Genomic DNA, 19951 nt, shown 5'->3' with positions numbered 1-19951 from the left:
CATTGTTTAAGAAAATATTAATTGCCAATCGAGGGGAAATCGCTTCAAGAATAATCCGTACCTGTAAACGCCTTAATATCGAAACGGTTGCGGTTTATTCTGAGGCAGATCAAGAGGCACCATTTGTTAAGGAAGCAGATTTTGCTTTTCTTTTGGGTGGTCCAAGAGTAAATGAAAGCTATGTTAATACCGCGAAAATATTAGAGATTGCGAAAGAGCATGATGTGGAAGCTATCCATCCGGGTTACGGATTTTTAAGTGAAAACAGTGAGTTTGCGAGGGAATGCATAAGAGAAAATATTGTTTTCATTGGTCCCTCTCCGGATGTCATTGAACTAATGGGACAAAAGACAAAGGCAAGGGAGGCCATGGAGAAGTCAGGTGTACCGGTTGTGCCTGGAATATCATACCCGCTTGCTGATGCGGAGGAGGCAGTCAGGGTAGCTAAGAAACTCGGATATCCTGTAATGCTGAAAGCCTCTGCTGGCGGAGGCGGGATTGGCATGCAGTCAGTCTCAAATGAAATCGAGCTCATAAAAGCATATGAAGGCAATCAAAACCGAGCCCAAAGTTTTTTTGGCAATGGGGATATGTTCCTTGAGAAAGTCATTGTGAACCCGAGACATATTGAAATTCAAGTGCTGGCTGACAAGCAAGGCAATGCTGTATACCTTTGGGAACGTGAATGTTCCATTCAGCGCCGTAATCAAAAAGTGGTAGAAGAAGCACCATCTCCATTTGTTGATGAGAGTTTACGGAAAAGAATGGGCGAAACAGCATTAAAGGCCGTACGCGATTTAGGCTACTATAATGCCGGTACCTTTGAATTTTTAATGGATGAACAAAAGAATTTCTATTTCCTTGAAATGAACACGCGCCTGCAGGTTGAACATCCGGTAACAGAGGAGATTACGGGAATTGATATGGTTGAGGAGCAAATTAGGATTGCCTATGGGGAGAATTTACGTTTTACCCAAGATGATATTCGGTTAGAGGGTCATGCTATTGAAGTGAGAGTCTATGCGGAGGATCCCGTTACGTTCTTACCATCACCCGGGCAAATAACCCATCTGAAATTACCGAATGGTCCAGGTGTACGAAATGAGGTTGCTATCAGTGGTAACTCTAAGGTAACACCATTTTATGATCCGATGATTGCAAAACTAATTGTGTCGGCATCAAGCAGGGAAGAAGCTATAAGCTGTATGACAAAGGCACTTCAAAGCTATGAAATTCAGGGAATTAAAACAAATCTACCCATGCTTTTAACGGTCATCCAGCATGAAGCATTTAAGGCGGGAGACACAACAACTGGGTTTATTGAAGCAAATCTTAAAAAAATGAAAAACAGATAGGAGAGGTAATAATGGCTGAAGAAATCAAAGCAAGTATGGCAGGAAATGTATGGAAAATACAAGTAAAAGAGGGAGATACCGTTGAAAACGGACAGGACATGGTCATTTTGGAATCTATGAAAATGGAAATTCCTATAGCCGCTGAAGGAGACGGACTCGTCACAGAGGTTGTCGTAAACGAAGGGGATTTTGTAAATGAGGGCGATGTTTTAATCCGTATTGACTAGAAGGGAGAGAACTTTTTTGGAGATACCTGAATTTGTACAAATAAAAGAAGTTGGCCCCCGGGACGGTTTGCAGAACGAGATGAATATAGCTCCGACTGAACAAAAAATAGAATGGATTGACCTGTTGAGCGAAACGGGTCTTTCTTATATTGAAATTACATCTTTTGTTGCTCCTAAATGGATTCCGCAGCTAGCTGATGCGCTGGAGGTATCAAGGAAAATCAAGCGCAAGGATACGGTCACTTATGCGGCTCTAGTGCCAAATCGAAAGGGATTGGAAAATGCGCTGTTAGCAAATATCGATGAAGTCTCTATTTTCATGTCAGCGAGTGAAGCACATAATCAAAAAAATATAAATAAATCCATTGCAGACACCTTTCCAATTCTTCAGGAGGTTGCAGAGGATGCATCAAAGGAAGGAAAAACAACACGAGCTTATGTATCGACAGTGTTTGGCTGTCCGTACGAGGGCGAAGTTCAGATTGATGCTGTCTTACATATATGCGATAAGCTGTTCGCGATGGGGGTAGATGAAATCTCTCTTGGCGATACAATTGGTATTGCCCATCCAAAACAGGTTGATTTTTTACTGGATGAAGTAACAAAACGGTTTAATAAGGATCGTATTGCGTTACACTTTCACGACACACGCGGCATGGCGCTGGCAAATATATTAGTAGCTTTAAAGAAAGGATATACAATTTTTGATTCCTCACTAGGCGGTTTAGGCGGCTGTCCATATGCAACCGGAGCCTCAGGAAATGTAGCCACTGATGACTTAGTTTATATGCTTGAGAGGATGGGGATTCGTACGGGTATTGATGGAAGAATGTTAGCTGAAGCTGCAGATTATATTCAAAAACAGATGGGTATCCCTTTGTCGAGCAAACAAATGGCTATCCAGGAGAAAAAGGAAGGGAGAAGGGTCAACTGATGATAAACCGATCCATACGAGAAGACGGGATAGCGGTGATTGTATTAGATCATCCTCATAAATCCAACGCTTTATCTATTGAGTTGTTAAAAGAATTGCAACAAACACTGCGTCTATATAAAGAAAATTCATCTATTCATTGCATAATCATTACTGGCAGTGGTGACAAAGCCTTTTGTGCTGGTGCTGATCTAAAAGAACGGTTAAATATGACTCCAGCACAGGTAGGAGAAGCGGTCAGATTAATCAAGGAAACCATTTCCATGATTGACCAAATGCCGCAGCCGACGATTGCTTCCATTAATGGGGCAGCATTTGGCGGAGGGCTTGAGCTTGCATTGGCTTGTGATATAAGAGTGGCCAGCCATCATGCCAGGATGGGGCTCACAGAAACCTCTCTGGGAATTATTCCAGGCGCAGGCGGAACACAGAGACTGCCGAGATTAATTGGAATCAGCAAAGCAAAGGAGCTTATTTTCACCGCTCGCAGGATAGATGCCATTGAGGCACTGCAAATTGGCCTGGTTAATCAAATCGCCAAGCCGGATGAACTGGAGACTATGAGTCTGTCAATCGCAAAGAAAATTGCAGCCAATGCACCTATCGCAGTAAGGGAAGCTAAAAAAGCGATAGAAAGAGGTATGGAAACAGACTTAGCACATGGTTTCCAAATTGAAGAAATGAGCTATCAGGTTACCATTCCAACGAAGGATCGTATGGAGGGGCTCATGGCATTCAAGGAAAAACGTAAGCCTGTATATACCGGTGAATAAACTCCCAATAGAAAGGTAGATGACCATGAATACAATTCAAAACGACCTTATAGAACGAATAGAAAAAATTAAAGGAGGCGGAGAAGAGAAGTATCATCAAAAAAATAAAGAAGCAGGCAAATTGTTCGTCCGAGAGCGTTTGGAGTTATTGTTTGATGAAGGCGTTTTAGCTGAGGATGGATTGTTTGCGAATCATTCTGCGGAAGGTTTACCGGCTGACGGGGTGGTAACGGGATTAGGAAAAATAAACGGCCAAACGGTTGCTGTTATGGCTAATGATTCAACCATTAAAGCAGGATCCTGGGGAGCACGGACGGTTGAAAAAATCATTCGTATTCAGGAAACTGCTGATAAGCTTCAAATCCCTATGCTCTATTTAGTGGACTCAGCCGGTGCGAGAATAACCGATCAGGTAGAGATGTTCCCTGGACGCCGAGGGGCTGGCAGAATTTTTTATAATCAGGTAAAACTGTCCGGGAAAATCCCGCAAATCTGTTTATTATTTGGCCCATCTGCAGCAGGCGGTGCCTATATTCCAGCATTTTGCGATATCGTTGTGATGGTGGAAGGAAATGCTTCCATGTATCTTGGTTCTCCTAGAATGGCAGAGATGGTGATTGGTGAGAAGGTCACATTGGAACAAATGGGCGGAGCGAAAATGCATTGTTCTGTATCAGGTTGCGGAGATGTTCTTGTAAGCAGTGAACAAGAGGCAATCGAATATGCCCGGAAATATCTATCCTACTTCCCAGCCAATTTTGCCGAAAAAACAAAAAGCACCGAAGAAAAACTACCTCAAGTATCAGACAAAACAATCGCAGATCTTATCCCTCAGAATCAAAATGCACCTTTTAATATGTATGATCTCATTAATCAATTAATAGACGAGGATTCCTTTTGTGAAATCAAGAAAATGTTTGCACCTGAATTAATTACTGGTCTTGCCCGAATGGGTGGTAAACCGATTGGTATTATTGCCAATCAGCCTCGTGTAAAGGGTGGAGTCCTTTTTCATGATTCTGCTGATAAAGCAGCCAAATTCATTAATCTATGTGATGCTTTCAATATCCCCTTGCTCTTTTTGGCCGATATACCAGGCTTTATGATTGGCACTAAAGTAGAGCAGGCAGGAATTATCAGGCACGGTGCAAAAATGATTGCTGCCATGAGTGAAGCAACCGTTCCAAAAATCTCTGTTATTGTTCGGAAAGCGTATGGAGCTGGCCTTTATGCGATGGCCGGTCCAGCCTTTGAACCAGATTGCTGTATTGCCTTGCCGACTGCCTCGATTGCAGTTATGGGTCCAGAAGCGGCAGTGAATGCTGTGTATGCCAATAAAATTGCCGCGCTGCCGGAAGAAGAACGTCAAGGCTTCATTATGGAAAAAAGAGAAGAGTACAAGGAAGATATTAATATTTATCGCCTCGCCTCAGAAATGATCATTGATGATATTGTTGAACCTAATGATTTAAGAAGTCAATTAATCACTAGATTTAGCTTATATCAAAGTAAATATCAGGTCTTTTCATGCCGAAAACATCCGGTTTACCCGGTTTGAGGAAACGGAGGGTTCTTTCATGAGCCAAGTAGCCTGGATACCCGATCATCGTACGATTTCTAACCTGCGTCTTTATAAATGGATACAAGAACTGGGCTTTAAAGACTATGACCAATTTTATGCTAAATCGATTGAAGAGCCCGAATGGTATTGGGGAGAGGTCGAAAAAGAATTGGGGTTCAGTTGGAAAACACCATATAAAAAAGTAATGGATTTATCAAATGGGATTGAATTCCCGGATTGGTATGTCGGTGGAACCTGTAATATTGTGGATTCTTGTATAGAGAAATGGATATATTCTGATCATCATGCAATCGAATATGAAAATGAATTAGGACAAACAAAGAAAATCTCCTTTCCGCAATTATATGGTTGGGTGAGCCGAGTGGCAGGAGGGTTATTGGAACAGGGGATTGTACGTGGAGATAGAATAACCATCTATATGCCAATGATTCCGGAGACCATTGTAGCCATTCTGGCTGCTGCAAAAATTGGAGCGGTTGTCTCGCCTGTATTCTCCGGTTTTGCAGAGGATGCCCTAAAGACACGGGTAAACGCAGCAGGCTCCAAAATGATTATAACGGCAGAGTCCTATACTCGACGTGGTAAAAAGGTCGATATGTTAAAGACAGTTACAAATGTTTTAGATGAAATGGATACTTTGGAGAAGGTAGTTGTAGTGGGAGAGACTGGGATGCGTGGCTCATTTGTATCCTGGACTCAAATCGAAGCAACTGATTCGGTGGACACCTCTGCTGAAATGAAGAGTGATGACCCATTCATGCTCATTTATACATCAGGGACAACAGGTAAACCAAAAGGAACAGTCCACACTCATACCGGTTTCCCGATAAAGTCAGCGATTGATGCAAGAATCTCAATGGACGTGGTCAAAGGTGATAAGCTTCTCTGGATAACCGATATGGGCTGGATGATGGGACCATTCCAGTTGTTTGCCAGTTTAATGAACGGAGCTACGATTATGCTTTACGATGGGGTGCCTGACTACCCAACAGCTAATCAGATATGGAAGTTAGTTGAAAAGTGGAAAGTTACGCAATTAGGAATATCACCTACATTAATTCGTTCTCTTATGGCAAGAGCTGATGATTCGATTGGTTCTCATAATCTTTCATCTCTTAAAGTGTTTGGATCAACGGGTGAGCCTTGGAATCCGGATCCATGGAATTGGTTGTTTGAAAGGGTTGGGAAAAAGAAAATCCCGATTATTAATTATTCAGGAGGCACCGAAATATCCGGCGGCATTTTAGGAAATGTTTTATTGAAGCCTATTGCTCCTGTTACATTTAATTCACCGATGCCAGGCATGGATATTACGGTATTAAATTCATCCGGTGAATCTGTTACGAACGAGGTGGGTGAGCTCTGTATTCGCGCTCCTTGGGTTGGCATGACTAAAGGCTTCTGGAATGAGAAGGAAAGATACTTGGATACATACTGGAGCACCTATAAGAATACCTGGGTTCATGGGGATTGGGTTAGTACAGACGGCGTTTTTTGGGAGATTAAAGGGCGGTCTGATGATACATTGAATATAGCAGGAAAAAGAGTAGGTCCGACTGAATATGAATCCATTCTTATTAAGCATGAAGATGTGATTGAAGCGGCTGCTATCGGTATTCCGGATGAGCTTAAAGGGGAATCCTGTGTATGCTTTGCCGTTTTACAAACGAATGTAAAGGGGAGTACAGAGCTAGAAAATGAGCTCATGAAGCTTTTGGGCAATCAGCTTGGAAAAGCACTCAAGCCTTCAGCTATTTACTTCGTGAGCGACCTGCCAAAAACGAGAAACCAGAAAATTATGCGCCGAGTCATCAAATCTACCTTCCTTAACCAAGATGCAGGTGATTTATCCTCCTTAGTCAATCCGGAGATCGTACATGAAATCAATCAGATAAAAATAAAATGATACCCAGTTAGTTGGAAGCAAGTGTGCGAATCACATGCTGGTAAACAGCTATCTGATAGTTAAGCGTTGGCATGGATAATCTCCATGCTTTTTTAATTAGTTTTATAGTTAATATAATTGGGTTGTTGTATTCTTGAAAACTTAACGATTAAAATAATTTAATAGAATGTATCGGAACAAAAGAAAAAGCAAGGCATACATCATTGCCTCGCTTTACTGTCCTGTTAACGAATACGCTGTTTCCGAATCCATTGAGTAGCAATCCATTTTTCACCCTTGGTAACCGGGGCACCGCCATGTAAGGTCTTTTCGTTCAGAGATTCGTCTTGGTAGAAATATTCAAAGTAAACCGCCATTCCTTTTTGTGGAGCGACTGATAAATCTAGGTGAGGGAAATACGTTTCTCCGCCTTCTTCCACATCATTTAGGTATAAGACAATTGTACTAATTCGGTTATTTTGAGCAGCTGAACTTGTCGAAGCAAAATAATCAAAGTGTGCTTTGTATTCTTGACCAGGAGTATAGCGAAGGATATGGAGATTCTCGCCATGTTCAGACGGAATGGTAGTGATGGCAGCTAGCCGTTGTTCAATGCGTAAAACGGTTTCATTTTGAGCATCTTCAATGAAAGCACCTGAACTCGTACGCATACCGTTTACTTCACGGGTTGCTCCAACGGTTGAGCGTTTCATATCCTGCTTCGCTAACTCTATCAACGTATCGCATTCCTCGTCGCTTAACACGTTTCCCAATACCACAACAAGTGGTTCACCGTGACGAGCTAAGATAGGAATTCGTCTGTTCTCTGTCTCAATGAAATGACCTGTGTGGGGGAAAATAGGCGTTTCTTTTTGTGGATGAATGGTCGTTGTCATATATTGCTTCCTCTCCCATCTTTTCTCTGTTCCATTTGTTATTTTATCATGTATTTTAATAAATCCGATTAGAATTCTCATAATTATTTTTGGAAGAGTAAATTTCAAAATAATAATATATGAGTTTGAATTTGAAGAAAGGAAGCCGAAATTTTAGTTCAAGAACTTTATAAATCAAAACTCCTCAATGAATGGGGAGTTTATTTTGTTTAATACTTTACTTTTGCTGTATATACAGAAAATGCGCCATCAAAGCAAACACAATGGAACAATTATGATTGATCCGGTGATATTATATGTATGATTTATATAAAGTAATGAATCAAGTGGATTTAATACAAAAATTAAGAAAAAAATTAATGTAGAACATAATAATATTATGTAAACTAATGTATTAAATTTATAGATATGCGGGTAATCGTATATATTAGCCTTATAAGAGAATTTTTATGGCAGTTGAAGGAGAACGGAATAATGGACATATTGAATAAAGGGTATAAAGAAGCAGTTGAAAAAGCAAAAAATGATATTCTGAATGATATTTCCTTATATATGGAAGAAAGCGAAACAAAGCCAGCTATACATGATTATTTGGAGAGCAGAGAACGCTATTTCGATCAAATTTGGAATTTAGCATGGAAGAGTCGAACGCTTCAGCGGATGAATAGAGCTGAAAAAATTAAATTTTTGGGGCTGCGTGGTATAGAAACAGAAGGAGCCTCCAAGAAAGCAATAAATAAAATGGTTGAACAAGAACTAAGTGGACTAAAATCCTTTGATCTGAAAAGTTGGATCCAAGATTACTTTGGAGAAACAGATGAACGATGGGATGAATTATTTGAAACAGTCAAGCTAAAAAAATTGAAAGGGAATTATGAGAATACCGTTATAAAAGATGAGGCCTTAAGTATTTTGAGCAGTAACAAGCTTTATTTTTATTTAAAACTCAGATATAAAGTGGCAAATCAATTACAAAGGGATATAGCAAATGTGAAGGGGTTCAAACAAGCCCAATTTGAAACGCTCAACGACCTCTTATATTGGGGATATGATGTATACCAGGATGATTCTGTTTTTGACGAATATATTTATCAAAATCTGATCGATACCTTTGTTTACGAAACCATATACCCATTTATAGTATCAGAATTGCCGAATCAAATCATAAACCAATATGAGAATTTGTTTAAAGGGTCGATTAATCATAAGCTGATCAGGCAATTGATCGGGGGAAATATTAGTGAATTTCAATGGGAATATGAAAGTGAAATAGAGCAGGAATTGATTGAGGACCTTATAGATGTTCGAACCCACCCGGATGAATTTGATATACAAATGCCGTTATACCATACTCAGCACAAAGAGAGAATTGAAAAAAGAGAACAGAAATTAGAAGAGCTGAGGAAACAGGAAGAAATAAAACAAAAGAAACTGGATGACATCTTTGGTGTGGAATACAAGACGACCGTTTATAGTAACACTAAATATATTCTGCATATAGGAGAAACAAATACCGGTAAAACCTATCAGGCACTAAATAGATTAAGGCAAGCTGCATCTGGTATATACCTGGCACCTTTAAGGCTATTGGCACTTGAAGTATATGAAACGCTTAAAAACAACGGAATTGCCTGTGCATTAAAGACAGGTGAAGAAGAAAAGGATATTGCAAATGCCACGCATTATTCCTGCACAATTGAAATGTTTACCGAGAAAGATGAATTCGATGTCATGGTTATAGACGAAGCGCAAATGATTGCAGATAAGGATCGTGGGTTTTCTTGGTTTAGAGCTATTAATAAAGCGCGTGCTCGGGAAGTTCACATTATAGGCAGTCACAACTCTAAAAGGATGATTTTAAATCTGCTTCAGGGAAATGATATTGAAATTCATGAATACAAACGTGATATACCGCTGATTGTAGAGAAAAAACCTTTTAAGATCGAACATACCAAGGCAGGAGATGCATTGATTGTATTTTCTCGAAATAAAGTGCTTCAAACCGCTTCAAAGCTGGAAAGAAACGGCCATAAAGTAAGTGTGATCTATGGAAGTATGCCTCCTGAGACAAGAGCTAAACAAATTCAGAGGTTTATTAACAGGGAGACGCGAGTGATTGTATCTACAGATGCCATCGGAATGGGGCTCAATCTACCGATTAGGCGGGTCGTTTTTCTGGAAAATGATAAATTTGATGGCACGAGAAGACGTTTATTGACCTCCCAGGAAGTAAAGCAGTTAGCAGGCCGTGCCGGACGTAAAGGTATATATAATGAAGGAAGAGTGGCATTTACTGATCAAATTGGTTTAATGAAACGGTTGTTGAATGGTGAAGACCGGCCAATCAGTACATTTACAATAGCTCCTACACAGGTTGTATTTGAACGCTTTAAACGTTATCATTCCAGCTTTGATCAATTCTTTGAATTATGGGATGAATTTAAAAATCCTGCCGGAACAACAAAAGCACCGCTTACTCAGGAAAAAGCTTTATATCATTTAATTCGCCATGAACAAATAGAAGGACGAATGTCGATAACTGATTTATACGGTTTTCTGCATTTACCTTTTTCAGCGAATGAGGAGAGCCTTGTTAATCAATGGCTCTATAATATGAAAGCCATTGTGGATAGAAGAGAATTGAGAGAGCCTTTAATAAAGAAAGATTCCTTGGATGAACTTGAATTATCTTATAAATCAGTAGGATTGCATTTATTGTTTTTGTATAAATTAGATAGAAGAAGTGAAACGGTCTATTGGGAGCGAGTAAGAGAAGAAATCAGTTCAGATGCACATAATCAGTTAAGAAAAGGGGTTAAAAAATATCAAACAAAATGTCGGTCATGCAATAAGCCGTTAAGCTGGAATTATCCATTTGCTATTTGTCAGTCGTGTTATGAAGAGAGTAAACGATCAAGATACTATTACAGAGGATGGGATATATAGGACCTTCAAGCTTGCAATCATAATGGTTGCAAGCTTTTTGTATTACATAATTATATTATGTAAACAAGAAGATAAATAAAAGCGTTAATCTATTCATAAAGTGGAATATGCCAATCTTTAAATGCATAAGTTTAATAGAGAAAATAGAGATAATAGATTTTAAACACATAAGTAGAACCGGCTGAAAGCCGGTCCCATCGTTCTTATTGAATATTTCTGTATAACCCGATCACTTTACCGAGGATGCTGACATTTTGTAGAATGATAGGCTCGAGCATAGAATTTTCCGGCTGCAGACGGAAATGAGTATCTTCTTTAAAGAAACGTTTTACGGTAGCTTCATCATCTTCAGTCATGGCTACGACAATTTCACCATTGTTTGCTGTATGCTGCTGGCGAACAATAACATAGTCACCGTTAAGTATTCCAGCTTCAATCATACTGTCACCCATAATTTCAAGCATAAACACATTTTCATCGGCAGGAGCCATATGCTCAGGCAGAGGGAAGTATTCTTCTATATTTTCGATAGCTGTAATAGGCTGCCCTGCAGTTACTTTCCCGATTAATGGTACATTAACTGAATTTGTTTTTGGAATATGGTCATGTGGATCCATATCCAGGATTTCAATAGCACGTGGTTTGGTAGGATCTCGTCTGATGAGTCCTTTGCTTTCCAATCGCGCTAAGTGACCATGAACCGTGGAACTTGAAGCCAGTCCGACTGCTTCGCCAATTTCTCGAACGGAAGGCGGATAGCCCTTCGTTTTTACTTCTTCTTTAATATATAGCAAAATATCCTGTTGCCGTTTGGATAATTTAGTAGTCATCTCCCGCACCTCTTTTAGCTTTTCTTGTTTTTAGTATATCATTTCCTGTTTAACAGTACAAACATAAGTTCGTTTTTTGTATTGACACAAAACGTTTGTTCGGTTTATACTTGATTTATATTAAACGAACATACATTCGATGGGGGTTTATTTATGAAAAAATTATGGACTTCTTATAATTATTCCATCTTGTTTTTTATCGGTCTTTTCTTATTAATAACTACAATGATAGTAACAAATATTGAAGCACCAAAAGACGATTATCAACAAATCACGGTTAAAAAAGGAGATACAGTTTGGGATATGGCTGAACGTTTTGACGGCAGCGAAATGACACAGACTGAATTTGTCTCTTGGGTTCAGGAACATAATGACTTGCACATTAATCATTTAAAGGAAGGGCAAACGATTGTGATTCCTGTAAAGAAAATGAACGAAAATACAGAAATGCTACACTTAGCAGATTCTGATAAATAACTATATAATCAGTAAGGTCGGGAATGTTTCCCGGCCTTATCTATATGTAAAGAAGAATGGTGAGAGAAAATGAAGGTTGGAATTTATTGCAGAGTCAGCACAGATAAAAGTTCACAGGAAACATCACTGGAAAGGCAGGAGCAGGAGTTAACAAGACTGGCTGCCATAAAGGGGTTCGAGGTGGTAATAATCGAGAAAGAACAAGCCAGTGGATATGATTTAGAACGAGAAGGCATTCTAATCTTGCTGGAAAAAATGAAAAATAGAGAAATCGAGGGTCTCTTGATTCAGGATGAAACAAGACTGGGCAGAGGAAATGCCAAGATTGCTCTATTACATTGCATCTATAAAGAAGGGGTTAAATTATATACGGTTACTCATAATGGTGAGCTCGAGGTTTCTGAAACAGATGCCATGCTTTTGCAAATCATCAGTATAGTAGAGGAATATCAGCGAAAATTACAAAACAGTAAAATCAGAAGAGGGATGAAACGAGCAATTGAAAATGGATATAAACCACAAAGAAATTTAGCAAATCAACATCTTGGAGGCGGAAGAGAAAGGTCAGAGGTACCTTTACAGGAGGTTATTGAGCTGCGTATTAAAGGATTAACATTTGCTGAAATTACGGAGAATTTAAACAGAAAAGGCTATGATCTCTCAAAAGCCACCATTCATCGAAGATATTCAGAATATATGAAAAAGAATACTAATCAATAGTTCATTCTTGAAAATTACGCAGTTTTTCTATACGATGACAATATCTACTTATATTTTATATAGAAGGAGCAATACCATGCTGCCAATGCATAAAATTAAAAGAATTAATGAATTATCTAAGAAATCAAAAACAGTTGGCCTTACAAAAGAAGAAGCCACTGAACAATCTCTTCTAAGGAAAGAGTATTTGGAAACCTTTCGTACCTCAATGAGAAATACGGTTGAAGGTTTGACAATTATCGATCCAGAAGGTAAGGATGTCACACCTGAAAAAATAAAAAAATTACGTAATAAAAAATTACATTAAGGGTATAGCATAATAGGTTAGACTCCAAAAAAATATCCTAAGGAGTGACGATTTTGTAGCATTTACCAACAAAGTCTTGTCAACCTGTTTATACTTCATTAATATAAATTAGAAGGTTAATCTGAAAGGATGTAGGCAATGTTCACAGAAAAAGATAATTTATCTATCACAGCTATTCGTACTCTTTCAATCGATGCAATTGAAAAAGCTAATTCAGGTCATCCTGGTATGCCAATGGGAGCTGCTCCTATGGCTTATACTCTTTGGACCAAATTCATGAACCATAATCCAAAAAATCCGGATTGGTTTAACCGTGATCGTTTTGTATTATCAGCAGGACATGGTTCCATGCTTTTATACAGCTTATTGCACTTATCAGGTTATGGCCTTGATATGGAAGAAATTAAGAATTTCAGACAATGGGGCAGTAAAACACCTGGACATCCTGAATATGGACATACAAAAGGCGTAGAAGCTACAACCGGACCACTTGGCCAAGGTATTGCGATGGCAGTCGGTATGGCAATGGCGGAACGTCATTTGGCGGCAGTCTACAATAAAGATAACTTTGATGTTGTAGATCATTTTACATACAGCATTTGCGGAGATGGAGATTTAATGGAAGGGGTATCAGCTGAAGCTGCTTCTCTTGCTGCCCATTTAAAATTGGGACGTTTAGTAGTCCTTTATGATTCCAATGATATCTCTCTTGACGGCGAATTAAATATGAGCTTCTCTGAAAGTGTTGCTGAGCGTTTTAAAGCTTACGGATGGCAATACATTCGCGTAGAAGACGGTAATGATCTGAATGAAATTGCTAAAGCGCTTGAAGAGGCAAAAACAGATCTTGACCGTCCAACTATGATTGAAGTAAAAACAGTTATCGGATACGGTGCTCCAAATAAATCCGGTAAATCTGCTGTTCATGGTGCTCCGCTTGGCGAAGACGAAATGAAATTGACTAAAGAATATTACAAATGGACATTCGAAGAAGATTTTTATGTACCACAGGAAGTTTATGACACATTCGAAGAAACTGTTGTAAAAGCTGGTGCTAAAAAAGAAGAAGAATGGAACCAATTATTTGAAAGCTATAAAAACGAATACCCTGAACTTGCTGCTCAACTAGAAACAGCAATCAAAGGCGAATTACCTGAAGGCTGGGATAAGGATATTCCTGTTTATGAAGCAGGAAAAGCCGTTGCTACACGTAATTCAGGCGGAGAAGTATTAAATGCAATCGCTAAAAATCTTCCATCTTTATTTGGTGGATCCGCTGACTTAGCTGGATCAAACAAAACGATGCTGAAAGGCGAAAAAGATTTCTTGCCAGGCTCCTATGATGGCCGAAACATTTGGTTTGGAGTACGTGAATTTGGTATGGGTGCTGCATTAAACGGTATGGCACTTCACGGTGGTGTGCATGTGTATGGAGGAACATTCTTTGTATTCTCTGATTACCTGCGTCCAGCTATTCGTTTAGCAGCGTTAATGAATCTTCCTGTCACATATGTATTTACACATGACAGTATTGCTGTTGGAGAAGATGGTCCAACTCATGAACCAATTGAGCACTTGGCTGCATTGCGCGCAATGCCTAATGTTTCACTTATCCGTCCGGCTGACAGCAATGAAGTGGCAGCTGCATGGAAAGCGGCATTAACAAGCAAGTCTGCACCAACTGCGTTAGTATTATCCCGCCAAAACTTAACTACGTTACCGTTATCAGCTGAATTAGCTGAAGAGGGCGTTGCTAAAGGTGGATATGTAGTTTCACCTTCCAATAAGGATACTGCCGATGCTATATTGTTGGCATCTGGATCTGAAGTAGGATTGGCTGTTCAAGCACAGGCTATATTAGCGAATGACGGCATTGATGTATCAGTTGTCAGCATGCCATCATTTGATCGCTTTGAAGCTCAATCTGCTGAATATAAAGAATCTGTTATCCCTTCAACTGTTAAGAAACGCTTAGCAATTGAATTAGGTACATCTTTCGGATGGGACCGTTATACAGGTGATGAAGGTGAAATATTGGCAATTGACCGCTTTGGTGCTTCCGGCCCTGGTGAATTGTTAATGGAAAAATTCGGATTCACTCCATCTAATGTGGTTTCTTTAGTAAAAGAAATGCTACAAAAATAAAATATATTTTTAAAAAATCGCCAGGGTCTTTCTCTGGTGATTTTTTTATGAATATATTTACAAACAATTCCAAATGATGTATGTTTGATATGTACCTAATAATTCTAGGTAGGTGAAGAAATGTTTAATCGTGAACTTGTAAAAGGAAGTACATCACTTCTTGTTCTGCAGCTTTTGCAAGAAAGAGATATGTATGGGTATGAATTGGTGAAAGAAATGGATCACCGCAGTGACCATGGATTTCAGATGAAGGAAGGTACGCTGTATCCTGCTTTGCATAAGCTTGAAAAACAGGAATATATAGAGTGCTACTGGGTTGAACAAGAGAAGGGACCCGCTCGTAAGTACTACCGTATTACCATGGCTGGCGAAGAGATGCTAGAGATTAAAACAAACGAATGGAATCGATATGTCCAGGTCATGAACAAGGTAATGGGGAGAACAGAAACATGAGACGGGCTGAAGAAGATTATTTACGTCAGCTTGATCGATTGCTGGGTGCCCATCCTGATAAAGCGGCTATTATGAAAGAATATAAGTTACATATTTCCGAAATGGCTTGCGACATCATTTATGAGGATGAGTCACCCGACTTAATCTATAAAGAGCTATCGATGCGGCTGGGTACACCGGAAGAAGTTGCTGTATCCTGGAAACAGGAACTAACCCTTACACCAAGAAAAACAAGGTGGATATTTGCAGGAATTAACTTGTCCCTCTTTATAAGCGGAATTTTGTTAACATTTATCAACCATACATATGATTGGAATTGGGCCAAGGAAATATGGTCTTTGCTAACATCGATTCCTGTACTTTTAATGGCCATCTATATTGGTTTTTGGGTCTTGCTTGGTTATGAAATTGGCAAGGAATTTGGACATCAGGGCAAAAAGCTTATTAAGAAAACGTTATTGATTACGGTGATCCCTAACATTATCTTAATGTATTTGGTTATCTTTAACCTCGTACCGGATCAATGGTTTGACCCCTTACTGGATAAATCATTTATTATTGCATGTGTATTTTGTACGTTTATCTTATATCCAGTCAGTTTTGCTGGGTATCTATGGGGGAAGAAAGCCTCGCTTTGACTATTTGCCTATATACATAGAATAACTATGTATATTTATCACTATATACCTAGAAAAACTAGGTAGAGGGGGATCCTTAAAATGGATATTCAGTTTAAAAAAGAAGATAAAGTATTTTTACTGTTATGTATAGCGCTAGCCTGTTTTGCTGAGTTATCTTTTTTACATGGAGAAGTAGGGATTTCCTATCCGTTGTTCTTATTTGCTTTTTATGGTCTGTTTTTTTGGAGGTTTCGGAAAACGAAATTTACTCATATGCGAATTGGAAGCCTTCTGATGGTTTGTATTTGGATTCTTGGTTTATCTTATTTCTATCAATCTAATGTCCTTTTTTATCTAACGAATGGGTTGGTTATACCAATTCTTGTAGCAGCTCAGCTAACACTTATTACAAATCAACAAAAAATTGATTGGAGCAGAGTCAACTTTATTAAACAATTGAAAACAAAACTGGTAAACAGTATTAAATACAATCAGCAATTCATCTCCTACATCCTAAAAAAATTCAGAAAAGAGGGAGCAGGGGAAACTGGGGGGATGGCTAAAAGCATCGGTTTGGGAATTGTTATTGCATTCCCGATACTCATCATCATCATTCTATTGCTTGTATCGGCAGACAGTCATTTTCAAGCGATATTTATGCACATCCCTGACTGGTTATTTTCCGTACAAATAGGTGAATTCTTTGGAAGATTGATAGTTATTATCCTATTTGCTCTTTTGTTTTATGGTTTTCTAAATGTATTACATTTAAAACAGCCGCAAACACTGTCCTCTAACATGAAAGAGGCAGGAAGTGTCCAGTTCGATTCAACCATTGTGACAACGATTCTGGTCCTGATTAATGGAGTCTATTTATTATTTACAATTGTCCAGTTTAAATATTTCTTTGGCAGCCCGCTTCTCAATGATATGACCTATGCTTCAAGCGCGCGAACAGGATTTGCCCAGTTATTGTTGGTTACCCTCATAAATTGGTCCATACTGCTTGGAACCCTAAAGTATGTATCTGTTCAAATGAACGCTGCTAAAAGGCTTATACAGGTCCTTCTCAGTCTTTTAATCGTATTTAGCGGAGTTATGCTAACATCGGCTTTTATGCGCCTCTATATGTATGAAGAGGCCTATGGATATACGATTCTCAGAATACTCGCACATACGATTATGCTTTATCTGGTTGTCATTTTTACCTATACATTAGTAAAAATCTGGATTGAACGAATTGCATTAAGACATTTTTATTTTTTAACCGGATTATTGTTTTACACTGGATTGCACATCGTTCAACTGGATCAACTAATCGTAGATAAAAATATAAGTAGATATAAAGAAACGGGTAAAATTGATCTATATTATTTAAACGAATTATCCTATACAGGATTATCTGGACTGATTGACTTATATGAATCAGACCCCAATTCTGGTGAATTGAAACATCTATTATCAGTCCAATATGAGCAAATGAGGAACACTGACTATACTTGGCAGTCCTATAATCTTTCCAGAGTTGAAGTTTATGATAGGTTAGAAAGTCTTAACCTCACTAAGCATGAAAATGGAGATTAACAACAGCTAATCCAGTACTGGTCATATTCTTGCTATAAAGTAGATATCAGATAACGGCAACCGGTTTTTGGAGGATTCCAGCAGAAAACGGAGTACTGGCTAATTTGATTTTTGAAGGATAAATAAGTAAAAAGCCTGGACTTATGGGTCCAGGCTTTTTGTAAACAAGCTTATTTAAAGTGTTTATGTCTGTAGGCTAATCCATTTAAAAATATGAAATATATCAATTTTATTTTCCTCAGCTGCCCTTGATCCTAGCGAGTGGGGAATGGATATAATTTTTAGAAGGTACAAAAAATGTAATCATTAATGCGATGACACTCAATAATGTCATGAAATAATAAGCATCACTTGCCCCTAAATTAGAAAAAGTCTATCACCGGATATATTAGCTCATCAGTATTGGGAATTATCATATGGTGGATAAAAGACGGACTTCATTTCAGTTCTGAATATGTAGCCAGTCAAATTACAGAATTATACAGATGATCAATGGTGATAAGAGTAAATCATATGTATAATGGGTATAAGAGATTAATTTGAAAAATCAAAAAAATATTTACTCGACAAAATTAGAACAACTCTGCACGTTCATTTTACATAATATGCAACAATAGTTTTTTATACTATATGTAAAGAGAATTGGAGGTAAGAGTATGCGCACTTATATTATTTATTTAATAGAGAATGAATTTGCACGTCATTATTATGGACGAGAATATATGTTTTTTAACTTATTCCAGGATTATGAACAATCTGAAGGGGATAAGAAAAAAATACTCCGCAGGCAAATTAACTTTGTTACTAAAAAGATTCATGCACAGCTTTTTACCTCTTTTATGGAAAATCAACTAATGGAAAATAAAGATTGTTATATGGAAAATGGGGTATATTATATCAGAAAGCGAAATGTCGGCCAAAGCGAAGCAAGCTTAGGATATCGCAATCATTCATTGATTCTGCATGCTACTGGAACGTATGAATGTGAGACCATATTTTTTGAATGGCTCAGGCAGTGGAATCCATATTTTTTAGCGTTGGATATAACTAAGGAACGGTGCGCTTGGCTCAGACCTATTAAACAGAGGTTATATGTATGAAGTAGAATAAGACAGATTTCACTATGAGATTGTTATAAATACCGTGGAATTTATTCTATTATGTCTGTTTGTATCAAAATCTGATAGAAATATCACAATAGTTATGGTATTATTACTTTGGTTTAGTACAATGTCTTTGTGACAGCACGGAGGAGGTAGTTTAGGTTATGGGATATTATATTCTTACGGCAGTGATTGCTTTGATTGCTGGTGTGGCTTTAGGATTCTTTATCGCTCGTAAATACATGATGGACTATTTAAAGAAAAACCCACCAATCAATGAACAAATGATTAAAATGATGATGACACAAATGGGTATGAAGCCATCCCAAAAGAAAGTAAATCAAATGATGAATGCGATGAACAAGCAACAAGGGAAATAAGCCTTGTTCCATCTGGGATTCTAAGGTGTTGTCACCATACTGTATAGATTAATTTTTGTAATTTGGTTTATCTTTTTGGAGATACATAAGTCAAATTGGTTAATCTTCCATCAGACCGTCTTTTTTCTGAGAAATATTCAGAAGGAGATGGTCTTTTTATGTTGTTAAAAGAGGTAATAGAAGGATACTTACATCTTTGTGATAAAAAAAGGTTTACCAGTTCGAGAGCAAGGAACGTTAAGAGTTTCTCTCAAAGTATCGAGGATTATGCTCTTTTATGTTGAACTCCTTATTGTAGAAACGGGCAGGTTAGCTGAATAAGATAAATAAACTAAAATCACATAAATGGTATAATAAGGATAATTAGTGAGGGGTGATATCAGAATGAGTAATGAAAAGCATAGTCATAGTAAATCTAATAATATAGCTATTGTGTTTGTTGCTTCTAGTTTAGGTGCAGTTTTAGGACTTGTTACATATGTGAAAGATTGGTTATGATTGTGGAATTACCTTTTGGTATTTCCAATTAAACGTACTTATACAAACTGGGGTAATAGCAGAAAATCAAGGCTGTCAAATTGACGGTCTTTTCTTATGCGGCTAAAGGGGCGGTTCGTATTATATAGTTCAGCCAGAACTTTCTGGTTGAACTTTTTTCATATGAATTTAATCTATCAGTAGCCAGGGTAGAACGTAAGGGGCAGTGGGACAAATGATCCCGTCCGCTAAACTGT

Annotated in this window: 19 protein-coding genes; 17 read left to right on the top strand and 2 right to left on the bottom strand. The window is 38.3% G+C overall.

Annotated elements, in window-relative coordinates; translation table 11 throughout:
• Positions 1-2 precede the first annotated feature (2 nt).
• The 6 genes from FHY45_RS05095 to FHY45_RS05070 are packed head-to-tail and all read left to right on the top strand — an operon-like array spanning position 3 to position 6777.
• Complete coding sequence (locus FHY45_RS05095) at positions 3-1355, top strand: acetyl-CoA carboxylase biotin carboxylase subunit (protein WP_139891593.1); 1353 nt, start codon at positions 3-5, stop codon at positions 1353-1355.
• 11 nt (positions 1356-1366) lie between these two features.
• Positions 1367-1582, top strand: a complete 216-nt coding sequence (locus FHY45_RS05090) for an acetyl-CoA carboxylase biotin carboxyl carrier protein subunit (RefSeq protein WP_066104050.1) — start codon at positions 1367-1369, stop codon at positions 1580-1582.
• Between the two features lie 16 nt (positions 1583-1598).
• The gene (locus tag FHY45_RS05085; protein ID WP_139891592.1) at positions 1599-2516 is read left to right on the top strand and encodes a hydroxymethylglutaryl-CoA lyase; all 918 of its coding nucleotides are present in this window, start codon (positions 1599-1601) and stop codon (positions 2514-2516) included.
• Positions 2516-3289, top strand: a complete 774-nt coding sequence (locus FHY45_RS05080) for an enoyl-CoA hydratase (RefSeq protein WP_139891591.1) — start codon at positions 2516-2518, stop codon at positions 3287-3289. The genes FHY45_RS05085 and FHY45_RS05080 overlap by 1 nt, the downstream gene beginning before the upstream one ends.
• A gap of 25 nt (positions 3290-3314) precedes the next feature.
• Entirely contained in the window at positions 3315-4847 is a 1533-nt protein-coding gene (locus FHY45_RS05075) for an acyl-CoA carboxylase subunit beta (RefSeq protein WP_139891590.1), read from the top strand.
• A 19-nt stretch (positions 4848-4866) separates the two neighbouring features.
• Entirely contained in the window at positions 4867-6777 is a 1911-nt protein-coding gene (locus FHY45_RS05070; RefSeq protein WP_139891589.1) for an AMP-binding protein, read from the top strand.
• Positions 6778-7001: 224 nt separating this feature from the next.
• On the opposite strand, the gene FHY45_RS05065 is transcribed toward FHY45_RS05070, so the two are convergent.
• Positions 7002-7652, bottom strand: a complete 651-nt coding sequence (locus FHY45_RS05065; protein ID WP_139891588.1) for a 2OG-Fe(II) oxygenase — start codon at positions 7650-7652, stop codon at positions 7002-7004.
• A 474-nt stretch (positions 7653-8126) separates the two neighbouring features.
• Between FHY45_RS05065 and FHY45_RS05060 the strand changes: the two genes are divergently transcribed.
• Positions 8127-10598, top strand: a complete 2472-nt coding sequence (locus FHY45_RS05060) for a helicase-related protein (protein ID WP_180349936.1) — start codon at positions 8127-8129, stop codon at positions 10596-10598.
• A 203-nt stretch (positions 10599-10801) separates the two neighbouring features.
• On the opposite strand, the gene lexA is transcribed toward FHY45_RS05060, so the two are convergent.
• Positions 10802-11428 (bottom strand): transcriptional repressor LexA, encoded by a 627-nt coding sequence (gene lexA / locus FHY45_RS05055; protein ID WP_066104026.1) that lies wholly within the window; start codon positions 11426-11428, stop codon positions 10802-10804.
• 153 nt (positions 11429-11581) lie between these two features.
• Between lexA and yneA the strand changes: the two genes are divergently transcribed.
• The 10 genes from yneA (at position 11582) to FHY45_RS05010 (ending at position 19217) form a co-directional block, all read left to right on the top strand.
• The gene (gene yneA, locus FHY45_RS05050) at positions 11582-11905 is read left to right on the top strand and encodes a cell division suppressor protein YneA (protein ID WP_066104023.1); all 324 of its coding nucleotides are present in this window, start codon (positions 11582-11584) and stop codon (positions 11903-11905) included.
• Between the two features lie 69 nt (positions 11906-11974).
• The gene (locus FHY45_RS05045) at positions 11975-12625 is read left to right on the top strand and encodes a YneB family resolvase-like protein (protein WP_066104021.1); all 651 of its coding nucleotides are present in this window, start codon (positions 11975-11977) and stop codon (positions 12623-12625) included.
• 76 nt (positions 12626-12701) lie between these two features.
• Positions 12702-12932: a DUF896 domain-containing protein gene (locus tag FHY45_RS05040; protein WP_139891586.1), complete on the top strand. Its 231-nt coding sequence runs from the start codon at positions 12702-12704 to the stop codon at positions 12930-12932.
• 138 nt (positions 12933-13070) lie between these two features.
• Complete coding sequence (tkt, locus tag FHY45_RS05035; RefSeq protein ID WP_139891585.1) at positions 13071-15077, top strand: transketolase; 2007 nt, start codon at positions 13071-13073, stop codon at positions 15075-15077.
• Between the two features lie 120 nt (positions 15078-15197).
• Positions 15198-15530, top strand: a complete 333-nt coding sequence (locus FHY45_RS05030) for a PadR family transcriptional regulator (RefSeq protein ID WP_066104010.1) — start codon at positions 15198-15200, stop codon at positions 15528-15530.
• Complete coding sequence (locus tag FHY45_RS05025; RefSeq protein WP_139891584.1) at positions 15527-16168, top strand: hypothetical protein; 642 nt, start codon at positions 15527-15529, stop codon at positions 16166-16168. Before FHY45_RS05030 ends, FHY45_RS05025 begins: the two co-directional genes overlap by 4 nt.
• Positions 16169-16249: 81 nt before the next feature.
• Positions 16250-17734 carry a DUF4153 domain-containing protein gene (locus FHY45_RS05020; RefSeq protein WP_139891583.1) on the top strand — a complete coding sequence of 495 codons (1485 nt, stop codon included), beginning with the start codon at positions 16250-16252 and terminating at the stop codon, positions 17732-17734.
• A gap of 375 nt (positions 17735-18109) precedes the next feature.
• Positions 18110-18223, top strand: a complete 114-nt coding sequence (locus tag FHY45_RS21295) for a TetR-like C-terminal domain-containing protein (protein ID WP_180349939.1) — start codon at positions 18110-18112, stop codon at positions 18221-18223.
• A gap of 167 nt (positions 18224-18390) precedes the next feature.
• Entirely contained in the window at positions 18391-18834 is a 444-nt protein-coding gene (gene sirA / locus FHY45_RS05015; protein WP_066103999.1) for a sporulation inhibitor of replication protein SirA, read from the top strand.
• A gap of 167 nt (positions 18835-19001) precedes the next feature.
• Positions 19002-19217 (top strand): YneF family protein, encoded by a 216-nt coding sequence (locus tag FHY45_RS05010; protein ID WP_066103996.1) that lies wholly within the window; start codon positions 19002-19004, stop codon positions 19215-19217.
• Positions 19218-19951 lie beyond the last annotated feature (734 nt).

The sequence above is a fragment of the Bacillus sp. D386 genome, from assembly GCF_006346415.1.
This window is presented reverse-complemented; position numbering and strand designations above follow the sequence as displayed.